At 67.2% G+C, this 22,051-nt stretch carries 22 protein-coding genes; 17 read left to right on the top strand and 5 right to left on the bottom strand.

All coding sequences use genetic code 11. The annotated features are described in order from the left end of the window. Positions 1-11: 11 nt before the first annotated feature. The 9 genes from fmt to KDG50_14160 all read left to right on the top strand — a co-directional run bounded on the left by fmt (position 12) and on the right by KDG50_14160 (position 10,479). Positions 12-950 (top strand): methionyl-tRNA formyltransferase, encoded by a 939-nt coding sequence (gene fmt / locus KDG50_14200; GenBank protein MCB1866565.1) that lies wholly within the window; start codon positions 12-14, stop codon positions 948-950. Beyond that, on the top strand, positions 913-2,253 hold the full coding sequence (gene rsmB, locus KDG50_14195; GenBank protein MCB1866564.1) for a 16S rRNA (cytosine(967)-C(5))-methyltransferase RsmB: 1,341 nt from the start codon (positions 913-915) through the stop codon (positions 2,251-2,253). Before fmt ends, rsmB begins: the two co-directional genes overlap by 38 nt. Positions 2,254-2,317: 64 nt before the next feature. Further along, entirely contained in the window at positions 2,318-2,884 is a 567-nt protein-coding gene (locus KDG50_14190; GenBank protein ID MCB1866563.1) for a DUF4390 domain-containing protein, read from the top strand. Then, positions 2,884-5,055, top strand: a complete 2,172-nt coding sequence (locus KDG50_14185; GenBank protein ID MCB1866562.1) for a HAMP domain-containing protein — start codon at positions 2,884-2,886, stop codon at positions 5,053-5,055. The genes KDG50_14190 and KDG50_14185 overlap by 1 nt, the downstream gene beginning before the upstream one ends. Further along, entirely contained in the window at positions 5,052-6,395 is a 1,344-nt protein-coding gene (locus KDG50_14180; protein MCB1866561.1) for a sigma-54-dependent Fis family transcriptional regulator, read from the top strand. Before KDG50_14185 ends, KDG50_14180 begins: the two co-directional genes overlap by 4 nt. Before the next feature lie 18 nt (positions 6,396-6,413). After that, positions 6,414-7,787, top strand: coding sequence for a Trk system potassium transporter TrkA (trkA, locus tag KDG50_14175; protein ID MCB1866560.1), 1,374 nt, complete (start codon positions 6,414-6,416; stop codon positions 7,785-7,787). Between the two features lie 96 nt (positions 7,788-7,883). After that, the gene (locus tag KDG50_14170) at positions 7,884-9,335 is read left to right on the top strand and encodes a TrkH family potassium uptake protein (GenBank protein MCB1866559.1); all 1,452 of its coding nucleotides are present in this window, start codon (positions 7,884-7,886) and stop codon (positions 9,333-9,335) included. A gap of 32 nt (positions 9,336-9,367) precedes the next feature. After that, a complete protein-coding gene (locus tag KDG50_14165; protein ID MCB1866558.1) occupies positions 9,368-9,670 on the top strand; it encodes a tetratricopeptide repeat protein in 303 nt (100 codons plus the stop codon). Then, a complete protein-coding gene (locus KDG50_14160; protein ID MCB1866557.1) occupies positions 9,667-10,479 on the top strand; it encodes a lipo-like protein in 813 nt (270 codons plus the stop codon). The genes KDG50_14165 and KDG50_14160 overlap by 4 nt, the downstream gene beginning before the upstream one ends. A 98-nt stretch (positions 10,480-10,577) precedes the next feature. Here the strand turns inward: KDG50_14160 and KDG50_14155 are convergent, their stop codons facing one another. Both KDG50_14155 and KDG50_14150 read right to left on the bottom strand, forming a co-directional pair. Then, a complete protein-coding gene (locus KDG50_14155) occupies positions 10,578-11,201 on the bottom strand; it encodes an ABC transporter substrate-binding protein (GenBank protein ID MCB1866556.1) in 624 nt (207 codons plus the stop codon). Between the two features lie 83 nt (positions 11,202-11,284). Further along, a complete protein-coding gene (locus KDG50_14150) occupies positions 11,285-11,755 on the bottom strand; it encodes a DUF302 domain-containing protein (protein MCB1866555.1) in 471 nt (156 codons plus the stop codon). A 77-nt stretch (positions 11,756-11,832) separates the two neighbouring features. Between KDG50_14150 and hemB the strand changes: the two genes are divergently transcribed. After that, complete coding sequence (gene hemB / locus KDG50_14145) at positions 11,833-12,843, top strand: porphobilinogen synthase (GenBank protein ID MCB1866554.1); 1,011 nt, start codon at positions 11,833-11,835, stop codon at positions 12,841-12,843. Positions 12,844-12,887: 44 nt separating this feature from the next. Next, positions 12,888-13,715: a shikimate dehydrogenase gene (aroE, locus tag KDG50_14140; protein ID MCB1866553.1), complete on the top strand. Its 828-nt coding sequence runs from the start codon at positions 12,888-12,890 to the stop codon at positions 13,713-13,715. A gap of 22 nt (positions 13,716-13,737) precedes the next feature. On the opposite strand, the gene KDG50_14135 is transcribed toward aroE, so the two are convergent. Next, complete coding sequence (locus KDG50_14135) at positions 13,738-14,280, bottom strand: gamma carbonic anhydrase family protein (GenBank protein MCB1866552.1); 543 nt, start codon at positions 14,278-14,280, stop codon at positions 13,738-13,740. A 57-nt stretch (positions 14,281-14,337) separates the two neighbouring features. Between KDG50_14135 and KDG50_14130 the strand changes: the two genes are divergently transcribed. Genes KDG50_14130 through KDG50_14105 form a run of 6 tightly spaced genes read left to right on the top strand, consistent with a single transcriptional unit; the run spans position 14,338 to position 20,319 of the window. Continuing rightward, on the top strand, positions 14,338-14,919 hold the full coding sequence (locus KDG50_14130; protein MCB1866551.1) for a LemA family protein: 582 nt from the start codon (positions 14,338-14,340) through the stop codon (positions 14,917-14,919). 12 nt (positions 14,920-14,931) lie between these two features. After that, positions 14,932-15,822 carry a hypothetical protein gene (locus tag KDG50_14125; GenBank protein MCB1866550.1) on the top strand — a complete coding sequence of 297 codons (891 nt, stop codon included), beginning with the start codon at positions 14,932-14,934 and terminating at the stop codon, positions 15,820-15,822. Between the two features lie 58 nt (positions 15,823-15,880). Further along, entirely contained in the window at positions 15,881-17,914 is a 2,034-nt protein-coding gene (locus tag KDG50_14120) for a M3 family metallopeptidase (protein ID MCB1866549.1), read from the top strand. Beyond that, a complete protein-coding gene (locus KDG50_14115; protein ID MCB1866548.1) occupies positions 17,911-18,477 on the top strand; it encodes a hypothetical protein in 567 nt (188 codons plus the stop codon). The genes KDG50_14120 and KDG50_14115 overlap by 4 nt, the downstream gene beginning before the upstream one ends. A 10-nt stretch (positions 18,478-18,487) precedes the next feature. Further along, a complete protein-coding gene (gene xth / locus KDG50_14110; protein ID MCB1866547.1) occupies positions 18,488-19,252 on the top strand; it encodes an exodeoxyribonuclease III in 765 nt (254 codons plus the stop codon). Positions 19,253-19,272: 20 nt separating this feature from the next. Then, the gene (locus tag KDG50_14105) at positions 19,273-20,319 is read left to right on the top strand and encodes an aminopeptidase (protein ID MCB1866546.1); all 1,047 of its coding nucleotides are present in this window, start codon (positions 19,273-19,275) and stop codon (positions 20,317-20,319) included. A 263-nt stretch (positions 20,320-20,582) separates the two neighbouring features. Here KDG50_14105 and KDG50_14100 read toward each other — a convergent pair whose 3' ends face one another. Together KDG50_14100 and KDG50_14095 are read right to left on the bottom strand one after the other, a co-directional pair. Beyond that, positions 20,583-21,470 (bottom strand): hypothetical protein, encoded by an 888-nt coding sequence (locus KDG50_14100; GenBank protein ID MCB1866545.1) that lies wholly within the window; start codon positions 21,468-21,470, stop codon positions 20,583-20,585. 6 nt (positions 21,471-21,476) lie between these two features. After that, complete coding sequence (locus KDG50_14095; protein ID MCB1866544.1) at positions 21,477-21,962, bottom strand: DUF3592 domain-containing protein; 486 nt, start codon at positions 21,960-21,962, stop codon at positions 21,477-21,479. Between the last annotated feature and the right edge of the window lie 89 nt (positions 21,963-22,051).

The following is a 22,051-nucleotide window of genomic DNA, read 5'->3' as shown; positions in this document are numbered from 1 at the left end:
AGCACGATCCCATGACTGCGGCCGCCCTGCGGGTGGTGTTTGCCGGCACGCCTGAATTTGCCGCGGTGCTGCTCGCGACGCTGCTCGAAAGCCGGCACGAAGTCGTCGCGGTGTACACCCAGCCGGATCGACCGTCCGGGCGCGGCCAAAAGCTGTCGCCTGGCCCGGTCAAGCAACTCGCACTGGCAGGGGGGGTTCCGGTCGCGCAGCCGCGAACGCTGCGTGACGCCGACTCCGCCGGCCAGCTGCGCGCCCTGCAGGCGGATGTCATGGTCGTGGCGGCCTATGGGCTGATCCTGCCCCAGGCGATCCTGGAGGTTCCACGCCTGGGTTGCGTGAACGTGCACGCCTCCCTGTTGCCGCGCTGGCGCGGCGCTGCGCCGATCCAGCGCGCGATCCTCGCCGGCGACCCGGAGACCGGCATCACCATCATGCAGATGGACGCCGGCCTGGACACCGGCGCGATGCTCTCGCGCTGGCCCGAGCCGATTCGCGCCAACGACACCGCGCAGACCCTGCACGACCGGCTCGCCGCGCTCGGCGCCCGCGCGCTCGTTGCGGCGCTGGACGAACTCGCGGTTGGAACCGCCCGTGCGGTCGCACAGGACTCTACGCAGGCGACCTATGCCGCGAAGCTCGACAAGGCCGAGGCGGCGCTGGACTGGGCACTGCCGGCGGAGGTGCTGGCCCGGCGCGTGCGCGCGTTCAACCCCTGGCCGGTGGCGCACACGCGTTATCAGGGCGAGGTCCTGCGCGTCTGGCAGGCGCATGCCGTGCACGGCTCGGCGGCCCCCGGGGCATACGCAGGTCGGTCTGAAGGCGGCGTTGCCGTGGGTAGCGGGGCCGGGCTGCTGGTGCTCGACGAGATCCAGCTGCCGGGGCGCAGACGCGTGGCGGCGGCCGACTTTGCCAATGCGGCCGATCTCGCGGACGCGCGCTTCGGTGACTGACGCCGACGGCGCACAGCCACGCGCGGTCGCGGCCGGCGCGCTCGCCGCCGTGCTCGGAGCGGGGCGCTCGCTGGACGCGGCGTTTGCCGATTTGGCTGGTGCCGCCTCTCCGCTGGCGCGGGAACTGGCCTACGGCGTGTGCCGGTTCGCGCCGCGCCTTGGGGTGCTGGCGCGCGGCCTGTTCGAACGGCCGATGAAGCCGCGCGATCGTGATATCGACGCGCTGCTGTGGATCGGCATCTACCAGCTCGAGTACCTGCGGGTTCCGGCGCATGCGGCCGTGCATGCGACCGTCGCGGCGGCGCGTACGCTCGGCAAACCCTGGGCCGTGGGGTTGCTGAACGCCGTGCTGCGCCGCTACCAGCGTGAACGCGAGGCACGGCTGGCGGCGGCGGACGCCGATCCGGCCGCGCGTGCCGCCCATCCGCGCTGGCTGCTGGAACAGATCGGGCGCGTGTGGCCGGACGATGTCCGGACCATCGTCGAGGCCGGCAATGCGCGCCCGCCGATGTGGCTGCGGGTGACCCGGGCACGCACCACGCGTGCGGATTTCCAGTCGCGGCTCACGGGTGCCGGGATCGGGTGCGTTGCGGGGCCGGAGGGGACTGATGCCTTGAGGCTGGATCAGCCGGTCGACGTCGCCGCCCTGCCGGGTTTTGCCGACGGTCTGGTATCGATCCAGGACCTCGCCGCGCAGCGCGCCGCGCCGTTGCTCGGCGCGCAACGGGGCCAGCGGGTGCTGGACGCCTGCGCCGCGCCGGGCGGCAAGACCGCTCACCTGCTGGAACTCGCCGACGGGGATCTGGAGCTGGTCGCAATCGACCGCGACGCGGCCCGGCTTGATGCCGTGCGCTCGGGGTTGGCGCGGCTTGGCCTGCGTGCCGATTGCGTCGCGGCGGACGCCGCAGCGGCGGATACGTGGTGGGACGGCCGGCCGTTCGACCGCATCCTGCTCGATGCGCCGTGTTCGGCAACTGGCGTCATCCGTCGGCACCCCGACATCAAGCTGTTGCGCAGGCCCGCCGATATCGCGCCGCTGGCCGCGCGCCAGCGCCAACTCCTTGATGCGCTGTGGCCGACTCTCGCTCCCGGCGGGCTGCTTCTGTATGCGACCTGCTCGATCCTGCCCGCGGAAAACGCCGAGGTCGTGGCGGGGTTTCTCGCCCATCACGCCGACGCGCGGTCCGGGTCGATCGACGTGCCATGGGGGCGCGTCGCCGGTGCAGGCCGGCAGCTGCTGCCTGGCGACCCCGACGACTGCGACGGATTTTTCTTCGCGCAGATCCGAAAAGCCATGATCTAGCCAGCCTGTTGCCAATTCGCAACAGGCGCGTAATCTATCAGCCGTGAACCGAGCCTTGTCGTCGTTGGCAACCCCGCGCGGGCGCTGGATGATTGCGCTGGCCTGCGTGCTGCTGGCCGCTGGTCTGGCCCGCGCCGAGGGCGGCACGATCGAGCTGGTGAACCCGGTCGTCGAACGGGCCGACGACGATCGCTGGCGATTGAGTGCCGCATTCGACATCCGTCTCGGTGAGGTCGTGCGCGAGGCGCTTCTGAGCGGCGTCGCGCTGACCTTTGATTTCGTCGTCGAGTTGCGACACACCGATGGCTGGCCATGGCGCCGCAGCGTCACCGAACTTCGGCAGCGTCGCGAACTGGTGTATCTCGCGCTGGCCTCGGCGTTCCGCGTGGAGCGACTCGACAGCGGCGCGGTCACCGAATACACGAACATGAGTGCTGCGCTCGCGGATATCGGCCGGCTGGAAGCGCTGCCGGTCATCGCCGCCAGCGAACTCGAGGCCGGCAAGGACCATGTCATCCGGCTCGACGCGAGTCTGGACATCGAGGCGCTGCCGGTGCCGCTGCGCCCGCGGGCGTATTTGTCGACGGATTGGTATCTGTCCAGCCCGGAATACGAAATCCCGCTGCCGTGATGATGCGCGCGAACCTGAAGCTGCTGCCGGTGCTGCTGCTCTTCGCGGGGCTCCTGTATGTGCTGCACCTGATCGCGGCGGCGACGCAGAACGCGCAGGGCACCGGGCATCTGTATTCGTGGCTGATCCTGCTCGACAGTATCGGCCTGGTCGTGTTGCTGGCGCTGATCCTGCGGCACTTCGTGCAGATCGTTCAGCAGCACCGTGCACGGGCGCCGGGTGCGCGCATCACCCTTCGCCTGGTTGTGCTGTTCGTGCTGCTCGCGCTGGCGCCGGTCAGCGTCGTGTTCTTCTTTTCCATGCAGTTCCTGCACCGCGGCATTGATGCATGGTTCGACGTGGAGATCGACAGCGCGATGGACGACGGCCTGCGTCTGTCGCAACTGTCGCTGGACCTCTATACACGTGAACTCGTCAAGACCACCGAGAACGTCTGGCGTGAGCTGTTCGAAACCCCGCCGGCGGCACGTGCCAGCGCGCTGAATGATCTGCGCGCCTCGAACGGCGCAGAGGAACTTACGCTGATCGGCCCGCGCGGGGAGATCGTGGCGACCAGCAACGCGGACTCGACAGTGTTGATTCCGACCCCGGTCAGCGAGGAAGCCCGCATGCAGGTCCGCCAGGGGCGCTCGCATGTTGCGCTCAGTTCCGCGCGCAGCGAACGCTGGCGGGTGGCCGTGGCCACGGGCGGGACCTCCGAAGGCAATGTGCTGCTGCACGCGATGTTCCCGATGCCCGAGCGCATCCAGGACCTCGCCGATCGCGTGCAGATCGCCTATGCGAAGTACAAGAAGCTGGCGTTTCTGCGTGATTCGCTGAAGTTCAGCTTCACGCTTGCACTGGTTCTGGTGCTGGCGTTTGCGGTGTTTTCCGCGGTGTGGGCCGCCCTGTATGGCGCGCGGCGCCTGGTCGAACCGCTGCGCCAGCTCGCCGATGGCACGCGCGCGGTCGCCGACGGCGATTTCACCCGCAAGCTGCCCGAGTCGCGCAACGATGAACTCGGCTTTCTGGTGCGCTCGTTCAATGCCATGACCGAGCGGCTGAACGCGGCCCGTGAGGCCGAGCGGCGCAGCCAGCGGCAGGTCGAGGAACAGTCCGCCTACCTGCAGGCGGTGCTCGGTCAGCTCTCCTCCGGGGTCGTCACCCTGGACCCGGACGGCAGCATGCGCACGATCAACAGCGCCGCCGACGTTATTCTGGCCGAGCGTCTCAGCGACCTGCACGGCGAGACGCTGGAACGCCTGAAGGGCGTGTTGCCGCGACTCGCGCCGTGGGCCGATGCGATCGTGCGTGGCGTGCAGGCCAACGCCGACTGGCGCTGCGAGGTGCAGTTGTTCTCGCCGGCCGGCCGGCAGATTCTGCTGTGTCGCGGTGCGCCGCTCGGCGGCGTGGATGCGGCGGGCCATGTGGTGGTTTTCGACGACGTGACTGCGCTTGTGCAGGCCCAGCGCGACGCGGCCTGGGGCGAGGCCGCGCGGCGGCTTGCACACGAGATCAAGAACCCGCTGACGCCGATCCAGCTGTCGGCCGAGCGCTTGGAGCGGCGCCTGAACGACCAGCTCGACCCCGCGACCGGTGAATTCGTGCGTGGCGCCACGCACACCATCGTCCAGCAGGTCGAGGCGATGAAGGCCATGGTCAACGAGTTCGCCGACTACGCGCGGCCGACGCGCCGCGACCTCGAGCCGGTCAACCTGAACTCGCTGGTGCGCGATGTCGTGGCGCTGTATTCGGCCGATACCGATCACTCCGCGCTGTCGGTCGAACTGGATACGCGGGTGCCGATGATAAGATGCGACTCCGTGCGCATTCGCCAGGTCCTGCACAACGTGTTGAAGAACGCCCAGGAGGCCACCGGCGGACGGCGCGACGCGTCTGTCCGGGTCGCCACCGAGTGCAGCGGCGAGCCGCGCTGCAGCTATGTGGAAGTTTCCGTCACCGACAATGGCCCCGGTTTCGACCAGGCCATCCATGCGACGCTGTTTGAACCCTACGTCACCACGAAAACCAAGGGCACCGGGCTCGGCATGGCCATCGTGAAAAAGATCATTGAGGAACATGGTGGCAGTGTTCTGGCCGAAAACCTCGACGGCGGCGGCGCGCGCGTGACCATGCGTCTGCCGGTGGCAACCGAGCCGGTCGCGAGCGCAACCGTGGAGATGACGCGATGACCGCCACGGTCCTGGTCGTCGACGACGAACACGATATTCGCGAGACGGTTCGCGGCATCCTCGAGGACGAGGGTCACAGCGTCTACACCGCCGAGGACACCGCGAGCGCGCGGCGGCTGCGGCATGAACACGTGCCGGACCTCGTCCTGCTCGACATCTGGATGCCCGGCGAGGACGGCATCACGCTGCTCAAAGAGTGGGCCGCCGACGGGCGTCTGCCGTGCCCGATCGTGATGATGTCCGGCCACGGCACCGTGGAGACCGCGGTCGAGGCGACGCGGCTCGGCGCATTCGATTTTCTGGAAAAGCCGCTGACCATGAAGCGGCTGCTGATGACCGTGGAGCGTGCCCTTGAGGCCGGTGCCGCGGGTGCGGAGTTCGCCGCCTCACGCCGCGGCGGGCAGGCCGTGCTCGAACCGGCGGGCAGGAGTGCGACCATCCAGCGGCTGCGCGAGCAGATGCGGCGCATTGCCCAGCACGACACACCGGTCCTGCTCTACGGCGAAGCCGGCGCGGGCAAGCAGACCTTCGCCCGCTATCTGCACCTGCATTCGGCGCGTCGCGAACAACCGTTCGTGGATTTTTCCGTCAACGCATCCGGGCAGGGCGTGGAAGAGGAGCTGTTCGGCTCCGGTCGCCGCGCCGGCAAGCTGGAGCAGGCCGGTGGCGGTGTGCTGTATCTGGCTGACATCGGCGAACTGTCGCTGGCGGTTCAGGCGCGGCTCAATGCCGCGATCGACGAGGGCTCGTTTACGCGCACCGGCGGTGGCGAACCGCTGGCGCTGAACATGCGCATCGTTGCGGCGACCCGGCTGGTGCTCGAGCAGGAGGTCGAGCAGGGCCGCTTCATGGAAGACCTGTATTACGCGCTGAATGTGGTGCCAGTCGAGATTCCGCCGCTGCGCGCGCATCGCGAGGACGTGCCCGATCTCCTGCAGTTCTATGTCGACTGGTTTGTCGAGCACGACGATCTGCCGTACCGGCGGTTTGGCGTGGCCGCGCAGAATCATCTGCGCAATCATCACTGGCCGGGCAACGTGCTGGAGCTTCGCAACCTGGTCCAGCGGCTGCTGATTCTAGCCGCAGGCGAGGAGATCTCCGTGGACGAGGTTCGCACCGCGGTCGGTGATGCGCCACCGGACGTGCCGGCGCACGAGCAGAGCGTGTCGATCTCGATGGATCTGCCGCTGCGCGATGCGCGCGAGCAGTTCGAGCGCGCCTACCTCGAGTATCAGCTCGAAAAGAACGCCGGCAGCGTCGCGAAGATGGCCGCCGCCGTTGGCATGGAACGCACCCACCTGTACCGCAAGCTGCGCAGCCTCGGCATCGCCATCAAGTAACGGCGCCGCGTCTCGACCATGAAAATCATCATCCTCGGGGCCGGTCAGGTCGGCTCGTCGGTCGCCAACATCCTGGCCGGTGAGGCGAACGACATCACGGTCATCGATCAGGGCGAGCGCGTGTTGCAGGAGCTGCGCGACCGTCTGGACATCTCGACGGTCTGTGGTCATGCGAGCTATCCGGAGATTCTGCGCCGCGCGGGCGCTGACGATGCCGACATGATCATCGCCGTGACCAACTCCGACGAGGTCAACATGGTCGCCTGCCAGGTGGCCTACACGCTGTTCCACACGCCGACCAAGATTGCCCGCGTGCGCGCGATCGAGTACCTGTCCGAGCAGTCACTGTTCGCGCAGAATGCGCTGCCGATCGACGTGATGATCAGCCCCGAGGAGATCGTCACCGATCACATCCGCAACCTGATCGACCACCCCGGCGCGCTGCAGGTGCTCGACTTCGCCGACGGTCGCGCGCAGCTGGTGGCCGTGCGGGCGTACTACGGCGGTCCGCTGGTCGGTCATGAACTGCGCGCGTTGCGCGACCATCTGCCGGCGACCGAATCGCGCGTCGCGGCCATCTACCGGCGCGGCCAGGCGATCCTGCCCGACGGCCACACCGTGATCGAGCCCGACGACGAGGTGTTCTTCATCGCCGCGCGCAAGGACATCAACGCGGTCATGGCCGAGTTGCGGCGCAAGGAGAAATCTGTAAAGCGCGTGATCATCGCCGGCGGCGGCAACATCGGCAAACGTCTGGCCGAGATGCTCCAGTCGCGCTATCAGGTCAAGATCATCGAGCGCAGCCCCGAGCGGGCCGAACTCATCGCGCCGCTTCTTGAACGAACCATGGTCCTGCGCGGCGATGCCGCCGACGGCGATCTGCTGCTCGAGGAAAACATCGACCAGACCGACGTGTTCTGCGCGGTCACCAACGACGATCAGGTCAACATCCTCTCGTCGATGCTGGCGAAACGTCTCGGTGTGCGCAAGGTCATGGCGCTGATCAACCGGCCGGCCTTTGTCGACCTGGTGCAGAGCGGCGCGGTGGATATCGCGGTCTCGCCGCAGCAGGCGACCATCGGCAGCCTGCTCACGCATGTGCGCCGCGGCGATGTGGTGCGTGTGCACTCGTTGCGCCGCGGTGTCGCCGAGGCCATCGAGGCAATTGCGCACGGCGACTACGGCAGTTCCAAGGTCGTCGGCCGGCGGGTGGAGGAACTGCGGCTGCCCAAGCTCACGACCGTGGGCGCGATCGTGCGCGGCGAGGAGGTGCTGATGCCGCATCACGATCTGGTGATCGAATCCGGTGATCACGTGATCCTGTTCCTGGTCGACAAGCGCCGCATCGGCGAGGTCGAACGCTTGTTCCAGGTCGGCGTGAATTTCATATAGGCGTCGGGCGTTCGTGCATGATTTTGCCCAGCGTTCCGGTCTGATGAGGTGTGACGGTCGCGCGCGCGCGCGCAGCGGTCACTGAGCAGATTCCGGATGCGTTATCTAGCCATCCAGCGTGTTCTTGGTCTGCTGCTGATGTTGTTCAGCAGTTCGCTGCTGCCGCCACTGGCCGTGTCGTTCTGGTATGGCGACCACACGGAAACATCGTTTCTGAGCGCCTTCGCGCTGGTGCTTGGACTCGGTGTCGCGATCTGGTTGCCGGTCGCGCGTGTGGAACGCGAACTGCGCGGCCGCGACGGCTTTGTGATCGTGGTGATGTTCTGGGTCGTGCTGGGCGGCATCGGTGCGGTGCCACTGATGCTGTCCGAGAATCCGCAGGTATCGGTCACCGACGCACTGTTTGAATCGATCTCGGCACTGACCACGACCGGCGCAACGGTGCTGGTCGGCCTCGACGAAATGCCGAGATCGATCTTGTTTTATCGGCAGGAGCTGCAGTGGCTCGGCGGAATCGGGATCATCGTACTCGCGGTCGCCGTATTGCCGATCCTCGGCGTCGGTGGCATGCAGCTGTACAAGGCCGAGGCGCCGGGGCCGGTCAAGGACAGCAAGCTCACACCGCGCATCACCGAGACGGCGAAGGCGCTGTGGTATCTGTATCTCGGGCTCACGGTGGCCTGCGCGGTTGCCTACTGGCTCGCCGGCATGACGCTGTTCGATGCCGTCGGGCATGCGTTTTCGACGGTCGCGATCGGCGGCTTTTCGACCCACGACGCCAGCATGGGCTACTTCGACAGCCGCCTGATCGACAGCGTCGCGATCGTATTCATGCTGCTCGCCGGGGCGAACTTTGCGCTGCATTTCACCGCGTGGCGCGGACTCACCCTGCGTCCGTATCTGGGCGACCCGGAGTTCCGGCTCTACATCGGCCTGTTTGCCACGGTCGCTGCCATCACCAGCGTCATGCTGTATGTCACCTCGACGTTCATCACCTGGGACGACGCGATTATCCAGGGCGTATTCCAGGCGGTGTCGATCGGCACGACCACGGGCTTCACGACGGCCGACTATCACCTGTGGCCGGGCTTCATCACGATCCTGCTGCTGATGACGAGTTTCATCGGCGGCTGTGCGGGCTCGACCGGCGGTGGCATCAAGGTCGTGCGGTTCCTGCTGCTGATCCGTCAGGGCGCGCGCGAGATCACGCGTCTGATCCATCCGAATGCGCAGGTGCCGGTGCGCCTGGGTGGCGTGACGATCTCGCAGCGCACCGTGGATGCCGTGTGGGGGTTCTTCGCGCTGTATGTCGCGAGCTTCTCGGTGATGTACCTGCTGCTCGCGCTCACGGGGCTGGACCTCATGACCTCGTTCTCGGCCGTGGCCGCCTGTCTGAACAACCTGGGTCCCGGGCTCGGACTTGTCGGCTCGAACTACCAGGTCCTGCCCGACGCGGCGAAGTGGGTGCTGTGTTTTGCGATGCTGCTCGGGCGACTGGAGATCTTCACCCTGCTGGTGCTGTTCACCCCGGCCTTCTGGCGGCCGTGACCCCCGATTCACGCATCGCCGCCTTCGAGCGCATGCTCGCCGGTGGCCGCGATGGTGCGTTGCTGCGCTTCGGGCTGGGCAGCGCGTACCTCGACCGGGACGAAACCGAACGTGCGCGCGAACATCTGGCGGTCGCCGTCGAGCTAGACCCCGGTTATTCGGCGGCCTGGAAGCTGCTCGGTCGGGCTGCATTGGCGGCCGGCGATCGCGACGCCGCAATCGCTGCCTGGCAGCGCGGAATCGAGGTTGCCGGCAGGCGCGGGGATCAGCAGGCAGAGAAGGAGATGCGGGTATTCCTGCGCCGGGCCGAGCGCGGGGCGGACCGGGCGAGATGATCGTCGGGCGCATCCGTGCCGCGCTGGGCCGCTGGCTTGCGGCGTACATCTCGCGACCGACGGGCCGCTACCGGCGCTTCTCCACGCATGCCCCCGCGGTGCTGCGCCAGTACCTGGCACCGGGGGACGTGCTGCTGGTCGAGGGCGACCTGCGCGTTTCCAGCGCGATCAAGTATCTGACGCAGTCCACCTGGTCGCACGCCGCGCTGTACGTCGGCGATGCGCTCGCGAGCGCGCCTGGCGATCCCGATCCGCCGAGCCTGATCGAGGCGGATCTCGAGGCCGGCGTCATCGCGGTACCGCTGTCGAAATATGCGGATTTCAACACGCGCATCTGCCGGCCCGTGGGCCTGACCCCGGACGAGCGCGAGCAGGTCGTCCGCTTCATGCTCGGTAATCTCGGCAAGTCCTACGACCTGAAGCACGTCTTCGACCTCGCGCGCTATCTGCTTGCCACCCCGCCGGTGCCTTCCCGCTACCGACGGCGCATGCTGGCGCTCGGCAGCGGGGATCCGACCCGCGCGATCTGCTCGACGCTGATCGCGCAGGCGTTTCAGGGAATTCGCTATCCGGTGCTGCCGTCGACCGAGCGGATCAAGGCCGGCGGCACGGGCTACGACCCGCAGGAGGTCCTGCGCATTCGCCACCACAGCCTGTTCGTGCCGCGGGACTTCGATTTGTCACCGTATTTCCGCGTCGTGAAACCGACCATCGAGGCCGGGTTCAACCACCGCGAACTGGTCTGGGCGGAGCAGGATCTGCCGTCGGACGGGGCGATCGGGGAGTCGACCCCGGTGGCCGGCAGCTGACCGTTCCGCGGGATGGCCAGCCGGACCTTCCCCGCGGCGCACGGAAACGCCGCTGCCCGGGCAGTCCCGGACGGATTGATCAGAGCTTGCTTCGAGGGTCAGTTCACCGCGCGTTCGCGGTTCATCTGCGCCATGCGCTGAATCAGCCCGTCGACGCCGCCGCGTTCGACCTCGCGCTGGAAACCGTTGCGATAGGTCGTGATCAGGCTTACGCCTTCGATGACGACGTCGTAGGCCTGCCAGCCGTGTTCGCCACGCGCCATGCGGTAGCTCACGGACACCGGCGGCGCGCCGGCACTCTGGATGCGGGTGCGCACCAGCGCGTCGTCGCTGCCCTCGGGCAGGCGCATCGGCAGGTGTTCGATCCGCCAGTCGCCGGCGTCGGCGAAAGCGGCGGCATAGGTCCTGAGCAGCAGCTGCTTGAATTCACTGGTGAAGGTGCTGCGTTGCTCTTGCGACGCCGTACGCCAGTACTTGCCGAGCACGAGCTGGGCGACGCGGTCGGTGTCCACGTGCGGCATCAGGACCTCGTCGGCCAGCGCATAGACCTGCGACAGATCGGCGCGCAGGGTGCTGCGATTGGAGGTCAGCTCGCCCTGCAGGCGATCCGAGACGGTCTGGATGATGCGCTGTGGCTCGGCAATGTCGTCGGCGCGGGCCTGCGCGGCGCCGAGCGCCAGGCAGACCGGGATCAACACGAGCAGGAGACGGATGGGGTTCATGCGGGATTCCTTGTTCTTCGGCGGCCACCGCGCCGCGCGCGGGCAAGCGGGCCGCCAATTATACGATTCAGACTGCGCTGGAATCAGCGAAGTTTCGCCAGTGCGGCATCGATTGCCTCAATGACGTTCGATTCGATTTCCGCCAGCACGTCGCGCGCCGGGCTGTCGCCGGCGAACGAGGTCGGCCGGGCGAACAGCACCGAGCTCACGCCCTCGCGCTCGATGACCGTCACGTGCAGCGGGCACAGGGCGAGCATGTCCGGATCGGCGTTCGCGACCTGGTTCGAGAGCCAGGCATTGCAGGCGACCATGCTGCGGATCGCCTGCAGGCCGTTGCGGTTGTAGTCCTCGCCCCAGCGTTTCGCCATGCCGGCCATGTTCTGGCCGATGTCGGCCTCGAACACCACCCAGATGCGGCGCTCCTCGAGTGCCGCGTAGACGGCGCCGTACACAGCGTCCGCAGGCGCAGCGATGCTGGCCTTGTACAGTCCGTCACCGGCGCGCGCGATGCCCGCGCCGAGCACCAGTACCACCAGCAAGAACAGACGTTGCATCACGGCCACCCCTCGCACATCGGCCCGAATGGCCGGGCGGCTATACTACCGCCGGTCACCGCAGGGGTCGAAGTCCAATGTCCGGAGCCGACGAGCAATTTCCCGCAACGCGCATGCGGCGCATGCGCTTCGATGGTTTCTCGCGCCGGCTGATGCGCGAGCACCGGCTGACGAGCGACGACCTGATCCAGCCGGTGTTCGTGCTGCCGGACGCGGGCGCCCGTGAACCGGTCGCGTCCATGCCCGGCATCGAGCGCATGGGCATCGACGTCCTGCTCGGCTACTGTGAACGGCTGCTCGAACTCGGTGTGCCGGCCGTGGCGCTGTTTCCGGTCACGCCGCCCGAGGACAAGAGCGACGACGCGCGCGCGGCGTTCGATCCGCAGGGCATCGCGCAGCGCGCCGTGCGCGCGATCAAGGCGCGCCTGCCTGAACTCGGCGTCATCACCGACGTTGCGCTGGACCCGTTCACGACGCACGGCCAGGACGGCCTGGTCGACACATCCGGCTACGTGCTGAACGATGAGACCGTCGACGTGTTGGTGCGCCAGGCGCTTTCGCATGCCGAGTCCGGCGCCGACATCGTCGCACCGAGCGACATGATGGACGGGCGCATCGGTGCGATCCGCACGGCGCTGGAGGCCGACGGCCATCGCAATACGCGCATCCTCGCGTATTCGGCGAAGTACGCCTCGAGTTTCTACGGCCCGTTTCGCGACGCGGTTGGTTCGGCCGCGAATCTGGGCGGCGGCAACAAGTACAGCTACCAGATGGACCCGGCCAATTCGGACGAGGCGCTGCGCGAGGTCGCGCTCGATCTCGCCGAGGGCGCCGACATGGTCATGGTCAAACCCGGCATGCCGTATCTGGATATCGTCCGGCGGGTGAAGTCCGAGTTTGGCGTGCCGACCTTCGTCTATCAGGTCAGCGGCGAGTACGCGATGCTCGCTGCGGCCGCCGAGCGCGGCTGGCTGGACCGGCGCGCCTGCGTGCTCGAGAGTCTGCTCGGTTTCAAGCGTGCCGGGGCCGACGCGGTGCTCAGTTACTTCACGGCCGAGGTTGCCGGCTGGCTTCGCGAGTCAGCCTGAGCGGGCCGCGCATGGAAGAGACCGCTCTCGATCAATACGCGGTGATGGGCAATCCGATCGCCCACAGCAAGTCGCCGCAGATCCACGCCATGTTCGCCGAACAGACCGGACAGTCGCTGCACTACTCGGCGATCCTGGTCGCGGTCGGTGGTTTCGAGCGCGCGCTGCGCTCGTTCCACAGCCTCGGCGGGCGCGGCCTGAACGTCACCGTGCCGTTCAAGCGCGAGGCCTGGGAACGCGCCGACGAGCGCTCGGACCGTGCGGAACTCGCGGGCGCCGTGAACACGCTGTCGTTTCGCGAAGACGGCAGCCTGCGTGGCGACAACACCGACGGCGTCGGGCTGGTGCGCGACCTGACGGTCAACCTCGGTCTGGGACTGGCGGGCAAGGAGCTGCTGCTGCTGGGCGCCGGCGGTGCCGCCAGCGGCGTGCTGGCGCCGCTGCTCGGGCAGCGGCCGGCGCGGGTCGTGATCGCCAATCGCACGGTGGCCAAGGCCGTTGCGCTGGCCGGGCGCTTTACAGATACCGGGCCGGTGGAGGGCTGCGGGTATGAAGACCTGTCAGGACGGCGGTTCGATCTGGTGATCAACGCCACGGCGACGAGCCTACTGCACAAGGTGCCGCCGCTGCCGCGCAACCTGCTGAGAGCTGGCGCCTGGTGCTACGACATGATGTACAGCGCCCGACCGACCGCGTTCGTGCAATGGGGCCTGGAACATGGCGCCGAACATTCGGTCGACGGCCTTGGCATGCTGGTCGAGCAGGCCGCGGAATCGTTTCTGATCTGGCGTGGCGTGCGCCCGGAAAGCGGTCCGGTGATTCGCCGCCTGCGCGATGATCTCGCACGCGCGCTGGCGACCAAGTCAGGTTAAGGCCGCAAGCGCCGTCGGTGACTCAGGCATGCCGGCCCGCGTGACGGGCGGCGAGTTTCACGTAGTGGTTCGCCGAGTAATGGATGTGGCGGATCTCGGCATCGGTCAGCGGCCGGATGCGCCGGGCCGGAGTGCCGACCCAAAGATAACCACCCTCCAGGGTCTTGCCGGCCGGCACCACTGAGCCGGCGCCGAGCAGCACGCGCCGCTCGATGACCGCGCCGTCCATCACGATGGCACCCATGCCGATCAGGCACTCGTCGCCGACGTGGCAGGCGTGCAGCACGACCCGGTGTCCGACGGTCACGTAGTCGCCGATCCGGCAGTCGAACCCGCCGGGATGGAACTCGCTGTCGTGGGTGACGTGCACCAGACAGCCGTCCTGGATGTTGGTGTGCGAGCCGATCCGGATGGCGTGCACGTCGCCGCGCACGATCGTGCCGGGCCACAGCGAGCTGTATGCGCCGACCGTGACCTGGCCGATGATCGTGCAGTTGTCGTCGACCCATGCGGCCGGATCGACCTGCGGGCTGTGGGCCTCGAATGGGCGAATATCGGCGGGCAAGGGGCCTCCGGGCGCGGTGTATACTCGGGTTCCTGCATTCACGCCGAGGAGCTACGCATGGAAGTCACCGGCATGGTCGTTGTCGGCATCATAGTCGCACTCGTCGTCTACGGCATCATCCTCTACAACGCCCTGGTCACGCTCAAGCACGGCGTGGACAAGGCGTGGGCGAACATTGACGTCCTGCTGCGCCAGCGTCACGACGAAATCCCGAAGCTCATCGAGGTGTGCAAGCAGCACATGCAGTACGAGCAGGAGACGCTGGAGAAGGTCATCCAGGCGCGCTCCGCCGTGCAGGGTGCACGGCAGGCCGGCGATATCGATGCGCTCGGGGCTGCGGAATCGCAGCTGCGGCTCGGGCTCGGCCAGTTGTTTGCGGTCGCCGAGGCCTACCCGGAACTGCGCGCGAGCGAATCGTTCGGGCATCTGCGCACGCGTATCACGGGGCTCGAGGAAACCATCGCTGACCGCCGTGAGTTCTACAACGAGGCCGTGAATCTCAACAACGTGCGCATCGAACAGTTTCCGGACGTGATCCTCGCGCGAATGTTCGGCTTCGGGCCGCGCAAGCTGCTGGAGTTCAGCGCCGAGGAAACCGCCGATGTCGATGTCGGCGCACTGTTCGGCGGCAAGGCCTGATCGCCGCCGGGCGTGCCCGGTTCACCACTCTGGCTGGCGCTGCCGGCCGTCGTTCTGAGCGTCAGCGGCGGCTGGTTCGCGCTCGATGCCTATCTCAAGCGCCGGCGCATCGCCGATACACCGACTGCGCGCGTTCGCTCCGCGGCCCAGGGCTACGTCGAACTCGTCGGCCGCGCGCAGATGCTCGATGGTCTGCCGGTCGAAGCGCCGCTGTCACGCGAACCGGTCTGCTGGTATCGCTACGCGATCTACGGGCGCTCCGGTCGCAGCGAGCGCTGGGGCAAACTCGAGGGCGAGACCAGCGAGGCCCTGTTCGCGCTGGACGACGGCACGGGCCGCTGTGTCATCGATCCCGACGGTGCCGATGTCGCCACCCCGCACCGTTCGGTGCGCTATGGCCAGAAGCGCTATCCCGAGCACTGGGACCGCGGCGGCGCGCTGCACGCGCTCGTCGGCAACTATCGCTATGTCGAGGAGTGGATCGCCCCGGGCGACCGGCTCTACGCGCTGGGACGCCTGCGAACCCACGCCGGCATCACGCAGCTGGATGCCGATCGCGAGCGCGTGGTGCGCGAGACCCTGGCCGATTTCAAGCGCGACCCGGCACGCGCCCGCCGGCTGTTCGACCGCAACGCCGACGGTGTGATCGACGCGACCGAGTGGGAGGCCGCGCGCCGCGTCGCTGCGCAGCGCGCCGATCGTGCGCTGCGTGATACGGCCCCGTCCGACGACGTGCACCTGCTGTCACGCCCGGTCGAACACGGCTACCCGTTCCTGCTGTCGGTCGGCGCCGAGCACCATGCCGAGCGCCGCTATGGCTGGATCGCGCTGGGCGGTCTGGCGGCTTTTCTCGGCGGTCTGGGCTGGCTCGCCTGGCTGCTCGCGCGCGCCGGTGCGCATTGAAGCGGGCGGGGTGCGGCCCTAATCTTGTAGGCCCCGCGTTTTCTTGACGAATTCCCGAATGGACAACCCACTGCTGAGCTTTGACGACCTGCCGCCGTTTTCGGCCATCCGGCCCGAGCACGTGCTGCCCGCCCTGGAGACCGTGCTGGCCGACGCCCGCGCGCGTCTGGATGCCCTGCTCGAGGCTGGCGACTACAGCTGGGAGACACTGGTGCACCCGATCGAACTCATGGATGAGCGGCTGTCGCGAACCTGGTCGCCGGTCGGCCATCTGAACGCGGTGCGCAACAGCGAGGCGTTGCGCGAGGCCTACAACGCGGGGCTGCCGATCCTGACCGAATACTGGAGCGAGCGCGGCCAGAATCGCCGGCTGTACGAGGCGGTGGCCGCGGTGCGCGAGGGCGAAGGCGATCGGCTGGAACCAGGCCAGCTTCGACTGCTGGACAACGCGTTGCGCGACTTTCGGCTCGCGGGCGTGGATCTGCCCGAGGCCGAGCGCACGCGCTTCAAGGCCGTGCGGCAGGAACTCTCGCAACTGACCAGCGCCTACAGCGATGCGGTGCTGGATGCCACCCAGGCCTGGACGCTGACGATTACCGACGAGGCCCGCCTCGCCGGCCTGCCCGAGACGGCACGCGCGCTTGCGCGTCAGAACGCAACCGAGCGCGAGGTCGAGGGCTGGCTGTTCACGCTGGACTTTCCGTCCTACTTCCCTGTGCTGGCGTATGCGCAGGACCGCGAGCTGCGCCGCGAGATGTACCAGGCGTACGTCACGCGCGCTTCTGACCAGGGGCCGAACGCAGGAAAGTTCGACAACGCACCGCGCATGTTGCGCATCCTGGAACTTCGTCACGAACTCGCGCATCTCGCCGGATTCGAGCGTTACGCGGACTACTCGCTCGCCACCAAGATGGCGCGTTCGGCCGAAGACGTGTTCGCCTTTCTGCACGACCTTGCCGCGCGCGCTCGCCCGGTCGCCGAGCGCGATCTCGCCGAATTGCGCGAGTTCGCACGCGAGGAATTCGGCGCGACCGAACTCGAGCCCTGGGACCTGGCCTTTTACAGTGAAAAGCTGCGCGAGGCGCGTTACTCGATCAGCCAGGAAGACCTGCGCCCGTATTTCCCGCTGCCGGCCGTGCTCGACGGGCTGTTCGCGATCGTCGAGCGACTGTATGGCGTGCGCGTGCGGGCGATCGAGGACTTCGATTCCTACCACCGTGACCTGCGTCTGTACGAACTCGTCGACGCAAGCGGTGCGCGCCGCGCACGGTTTTTCCTGGATCCGTTCGCACGCGCCAAAAAGCGCGGCGGGGCGTGGATGGATGAATGCGCGGTGCGCATGCGTGACGGTGACCGCGTGCAGACGCCGGTCGCCTATCTCGTGTGCAACTTCACGCCGCCGGTGGGCGACGATCCGGCCCTGCTGACCCACGACGAGGTCGAGACCCTGTTCCACGAATTCGGTCACGGCCTGCATCACATGCTGACCCAGATCGACTGGCCGTCGATCTCCGGCATCAACGGCGTGGAATGGGATGCGGTCGAACTGCCGAGCCAGTTCATGGAGAACTGGTGCTGGGAGCGCGAGGCGCTGGACCTGTTTGCGCGCCACTACCAGAGCGGTGATCGCCTGCCCGAGGCGCTCTATACACGCATGCGTGCCGCGAAGAACTTCCAGTCCGGCATGCAGCTGCTGCGTCAGCTGGAGTTTGCGCTGTTTGATTTTCGGATCCACCACGAATTTGTGGCCGGTGAACCCGGGTTCATCGAGCGCCTGCTCGGTGAGGTACGCAGCGAGGTCGCGGTGCTGAAACCGCCCCCCTACAACCGTTTCGCAAACAGCTTCACGCATGTCTTTGCGGGCGGCTATGCGGCCGGTTACTACAGCTACAAGTGGGCCGAAGTGCTGTCGAGCGATGCCTTCAGCGCATTCGAGGAGAACGGCATCTTCGATCCGGGCACCGGTGAACGTTTCCTGCGCGAGGTGCTTGAGCGCGGCGGCTCGCGCGATGCACTGGAGCATTTTGTCGCGTTCCGTGGCCGCGAGCCGAACATCGACGCATTGCTGCGTCACAGCGGAATCGCCGCGTGATCAGAGCGCTGCCGCGACTGGCGCTGGCGTTGCTGGTGCTTGCCGGCGGTGCGCGCGCGGCCTACGTGACCGACCAGCTCGTGGCGGGCCTGTTCGAAAGCGAATCCCTCAAGGGCAAGCCGGTGCGTGCGCTGACCAGCGGCACGCCGATGGAGATCGTCGATCGCGCCGAAAGCGTGCTCAAGGTGAGGCTCGTGGATGGCGCCGAGGGCTGGATCGAAAAACGCTTTGTCACGGACGAAAGGCCGGCACGCGGCGCCGTGCTGGCGTTGCAGGCGGAGAACGGCAAGCTGCGCGAGCAGGTCTCGGCGCTGGAGAAACAGCTTGCCACTGGCGCGCCGGAAAAGCCCGCCAGCGCCGAAGTCGCTGATGCGGCAGTCGCCGAGGTCGAGGTCGCGCCGGTTACCGACGGGTCGGGTTCGGACAATGCCGTTGATCTGCGCGATGCGCCGGTCTGGGTGTACGGGCTCGCCGCCGCCGTGATGCTGCTCATCGGCATGGTGATCGGGGCCTGGATCGTGGATTCGGCGAACCGCCGTCGTCACGGTGGCTATCGCCTGTGAGCCCGATGCCTTGAAGATCGCGACCTGGAACGTCAATTCGCTCAAGGTTCGCTTGCAGCACGTGCTCGACTGGCTCGCGATGAATGAGCCGGACGTGCTTGCCCTGCAGGAAACCAAGCTCACCGATGACGCATTCCCGGCACAGGCATTCGCGGACGCCGGTTATCGCGTGGTGTATTCGGGTCAGAAGACCTACAACGGCGTCGCGGTTGTCGCGCGTGAGCAGCCGGTCGAGGTCGTCACCGATCCGCCGGGGGTGGAATCCGAACAGCGCCGCATCCTCGCAACGACGGTCGGCGGCGTGCGTGTCGTCAATCTGTACGTGGTCAACGGGCTGGAGGTCGACAGCGACAAGTACCGCTTCAAGCTCGATTGGCTCGCGGCCGTGACCGCCTGGCTGCGCGTGGAGATCGAGCGTTATCCGCGCATGGTCGTGCTCGGCGATTTCAATATCGCGCCGGCGGATGCCGATGTGCACGACCCGCAGGAGTGGCGTGACCGGATTCTCTGTTCGGGGCCGGAACGCGCCGCTTTGTCGCGCATGCTGGAGCTTGGTCTGGCCGACTGCTTTCGTCGCTTCGAGCAGCCGGAGAACAGCTTCAGCTGGTGGGACTATCGCGCCGCCGGGTTTCGGCGCAATCGCGGCCTGCGCATCGATCTGATCCTGGCGTCGAATCCACTGCTCGATGGCTGCCGCTCCTGCCTGATCGACGTCGAGCCGCGCCGGCTCGAACGCCCGTCCGATCACGCCCCTGTCGTCGCCGAGTTCGCTTGATTCACCGGCCCGGGAATCTGGTGCGCGTCGGTCCCGCGCGCGCTTCGCGAGTCGCGCTGCTGGTGCTCGCACTGGCCGCGACCGGATGCGAGACCATCGGCTACTACGCGCAGTCGATCCGCGGGCATTTCGCGCTGATGGCGCGCGCCCGCCCTATCGATGAGCTGCTCGCCGATGACAAGACGCCGGCGGATCTGCGCGAACGTCTGGTCTTTGCCAAGGCCGTGCGCCAGTTCGCGAGCGAGGCACTCGCGCTGCCCGACAATGGCAGCTACACCTGCTATGCGCAGATCAATCGCGAGTCGGTCGTGTATTCAGTGGTCGCCGCGCCGGAGTTCTCCGTGGCGCCAAAACAGTGGTGCTATCCCGTCATCGGCTGCGCCGCCTATCGCGGATTCTTCGACCGCAACACCGCGGCCGGCTATGGCGAAACGCTCGCAGCGCAGGGGCTGGACGTCGCCGTGCTCGGGGCCGCGGCCTACTCGACGCTCGGCTGGTTCGACGATCCATTGCCGAGCACGGTCAGTGGCTGGTCCGAGGCACAGGTTGCCGCGCTGATCTTCCATGAGCTTGCGCACCAGCGCCTCTACGTGGCCGGGGACTCGGCATTCAACGAGGCATTCGCGACGGTCGTTGCGAACGTCGGCGTCGAGCGCTGGTATCGCGCGCAAGGCAATCTGGCGGCCTTCGAACGCTGGCGTGCCCACAACGACACAATGCGGCGGTTTACCGCTCGCGTGCTGGAAACGCGCGCGGCGCTCTCGAAGGTCTATGCAAGCGCTGGCACAGGCGATGAAATGCGCGCCGCCAAACGCACGGAATTCGAACGCCTACGCGCCGATCTCGAAAGCGGCCGGCTCGGCGACGGCATGGCGACAAGCTTCGCGTCCTGGGCCGGCGGTGCGCCGAACAACGCGCACCTGGCGTCCATCGCCACCTATCACGAACTCGAGGCGCCGCTGGAGGCGTTGCTCGAATCTCTGCATGGTGATCTGCCGCGGTTCTACGAGTCCGCCGCGTCGCTCTCTACACCTTCGTCAGCGTCCGCCGAACAGCGCGTACGGTAGGTCACACAGGCGCTCAACGCGTGATGCGCCGGGCCGTGGTCATTGAATCCTGGCCCCAATTGTTAGGGAAGCTCTGGTCAATCCGTCCCGGATTGCCAGCGCTTTGAGCCCGAAAAAGTGTCATTTTTCGTTTTCTTTCCTTTTCAACGTCTTACATCCGTTGAAAATAGCGGCACTTTCGTGTGCCGCGGGAGTCTGTGCATCCGCTCAGAAGGCTTCCGGGCTCGAGCAGTTGGGCCCTGAAAACCCGCGCCTTGGTCGCCTCACTCAGCGTGGGTTCCGTTCAGGCGGTTCAGGAGAGCACGCAGGCGGGTTTCGTCGGCGGCCTTCCCATGCTCGAAATCTTCGGCCTCGATGGCCGTGTGCGGGTCCGGATATGCGACGCGTTGCCAGCGCAGTGCACGTTCGAACAGGATCGGCGCGTCTGCGGGGTCCCCTGAGCCTTCCGCAATTGCCGAAAGTGCCTGTTCGTAGAGTTGCCCGAGGATCGCGCCCGGGTCGTTCGGCACGGTCAGATTGACGATCAGGGCTTCGGCGTCGTCCCACCGCCCGGCGGCGATAAGTGTGGCGGCCTGAGTGCGTGCGGAATCGACACTGGAAGATTCTTCGGCAAGGCGTTGGTCTTCCGGGTCCGGTTGGCCGGGTTGCAGCGGTGGCACTGCGCCACCGTCCAGCGAAAGGCTCGGGCCCGCGGGTTCGAGCAGTTCGGCTGAACGCACCACGTCGAGCAGAAAGCTTCCGTAATCGTTCCAGTCACGCGCCGGACAGGCGACCTCGAAACTCAGCAGCCAGCCGCCATCCTCGAACGCCGCGAGATATCCCGCCGTGCCGAAGTCGAGCGCCAGACCGGCATGACCGTAGCGCGTTCCGCCGAAGCGAACCTCGACCGTTGACCCGGGTGAACTGCCGCGTGAGCTTGCATGGGTCTGTAGAAACGCGCGGACGCTGGACAGCCCGCGGGCCGGCCGGGCGCCGATGCTGATGACGGCGTCTGTATAGGCCGACAGCACGATCCCGAGCCAACTTGCGCCCGCGGGCGGAGAGGGTGGGTGGTTCGCCTCGTCCGGCGTGGCGAGCAGCAGGGCCGGCGGCAGCGCCAGCGATAGCGCGGGCCCGTCGATCGGGATCAGGTTCTGGCGCGGCCAGCCCATGGCGCGTCAGAGAAACCGACCGACGAACCAGGCCAGCGGCGGCAGCACCAGCCCGACGATCATGAAGACCAGCGGTCCTGCGCCTTCCTCGGGAATCAGGAATCCCCGTTCAGGGTGGCGGCGGTCGACCCATGCGGTCACGACCGCGCCGAGCGGGTAGGGTTTCAGGTCCCCGGCCGCGCCGTCGGCGCTCACGTACCCGCGCACGATGATGTTCGGATGCAGCAGATCGCTCTCATAGGTGCCTCCGTCAATCTCATAGCGGAAGCGCACCTCGGGCGTATAACTGGTCGTGGAGGTGTCGCGCGTGGGACCGACTCGGCGGTCAGTGTCGGCCGAGGTGCCCGCCACAACGCGAGACAGGACAATCTCGGCGCGGACCGGTTCGGCGTTCTGCATGAGTTCGCGTTGGGCGAGGTATTGCGTGATGCCCACGTAGAACATGGCGATCCCGCCGCCGCCGAAGATCACGAGCGCAATCAGACGTGCCATGCGAAGCTGTCCTTCGGAACTGAATGATCGGTCAGGTTTGCCACAGACGGAGGGTGCCCCTCATGCAGGCGCGACTTTCCGCCCGCGGC

It is taken from the genome of Chromatiales bacterium (genome assembly GCA_020445605.1).
Lineage (GTDB): Bacteria > Pseudomonadota > Gammaproteobacteria > JAGRGH01 > JAGRGH01 > JAGRGH01.
The sequence above is the reverse complement of the archived record's forward strand: the minus strand, read 5'-3'. Positions and strand labels throughout refer to the sequence as shown.

Coding starts and splice junctions, on each gene's coding strand:
- fmt (MCB1866565.1), top strand. CDS start 12: ATGACTGCGGCCGCCCTGCGGGTGGTGTTTGCCGGCACGCCTGAATTT.
- rsmB (MCB1866564.1), top strand. CDS start 913: ATGCGGCCGATCTCGCGGACGCGCGCTTCGGTGACTGACGCCGACGGC.
- KDG50_14185 (MCB1866562.1), top strand. CDS start 2,884: ATGATGCGCGCGAACCTGAAGCTGCTGCCGGTGCTGCTGCTCTTCGCG.
- KDG50_14180 (MCB1866561.1), top strand. CDS start 5,052: ATGACCGCCACGGTCCTGGTCGTCGACGACGAACACGATATTCGCGAG.
- trkA (MCB1866560.1), top strand. CDS start 6,414: ATGAAAATCATCATCCTCGGGGCCGGTCAGGTCGGCTCGTCGGTCGCC.
- KDG50_14170 (MCB1866559.1), top strand. CDS start 7,884: ATGCGTTATCTAGCCATCCAGCGTGTTCTTGGTCTGCTGCTGATGTTG.
- KDG50_14165 (MCB1866558.1), top strand. CDS start 9,368: ATGCTCGCCGGTGGCCGCGATGGTGCGTTGCTGCGCTTCGGGCTGGGC.
- KDG50_14160 (MCB1866557.1), top strand. CDS start 9,667: ATGATCGTCGGGCGCATCCGTGCCGCGCTGGGCCGCTGGCTTGCGGCG.
- KDG50_14155 (MCB1866556.1), bottom strand. CDS start 11,201: ATGAACCCCATCCGTCTCCTGCTCGTGTTGATCCCGGTCTGCCTGGCG.
- KDG50_14150 (MCB1866555.1), bottom strand. CDS start 11,755: ATGCAACGTCTGTTCTTGCTGGTGGTACTGGTGCTCGGCGCGGGCATC.
- hemB (MCB1866554.1), top strand. CDS start 11,833: ATGTCCGGAGCCGACGAGCAATTTCCCGCAACGCGCATGCGGCGCATG.
- aroE (MCB1866553.1), top strand. CDS start 12,888: ATGGGCAATCCGATCGCCCACAGCAAGTCGCCGCAGATCCACGCCATG.
- KDG50_14130 (MCB1866551.1), top strand. CDS start 14,338: ATGGAAGTCACCGGCATGGTCGTTGTCGGCATCATAGTCGCACTCGTC.
- KDG50_14120 (MCB1866549.1), top strand. CDS start 15,881: ATGGACAACCCACTGCTGAGCTTTGACGACCTGCCGCCGTTTTCGGCC.
- KDG50_14100 (MCB1866545.1), bottom strand. CDS start 21,470: ATGGGCTGGCCGCGCCAGAACCTGATCCCGATCGACGGGCCCGCGCTA.
- KDG50_14095 (MCB1866544.1), bottom strand. CDS start 21,962: ATGGCACGTCTGATTGCGCTCGTGATCTTCGGCGGCGGCGGGATCGCC.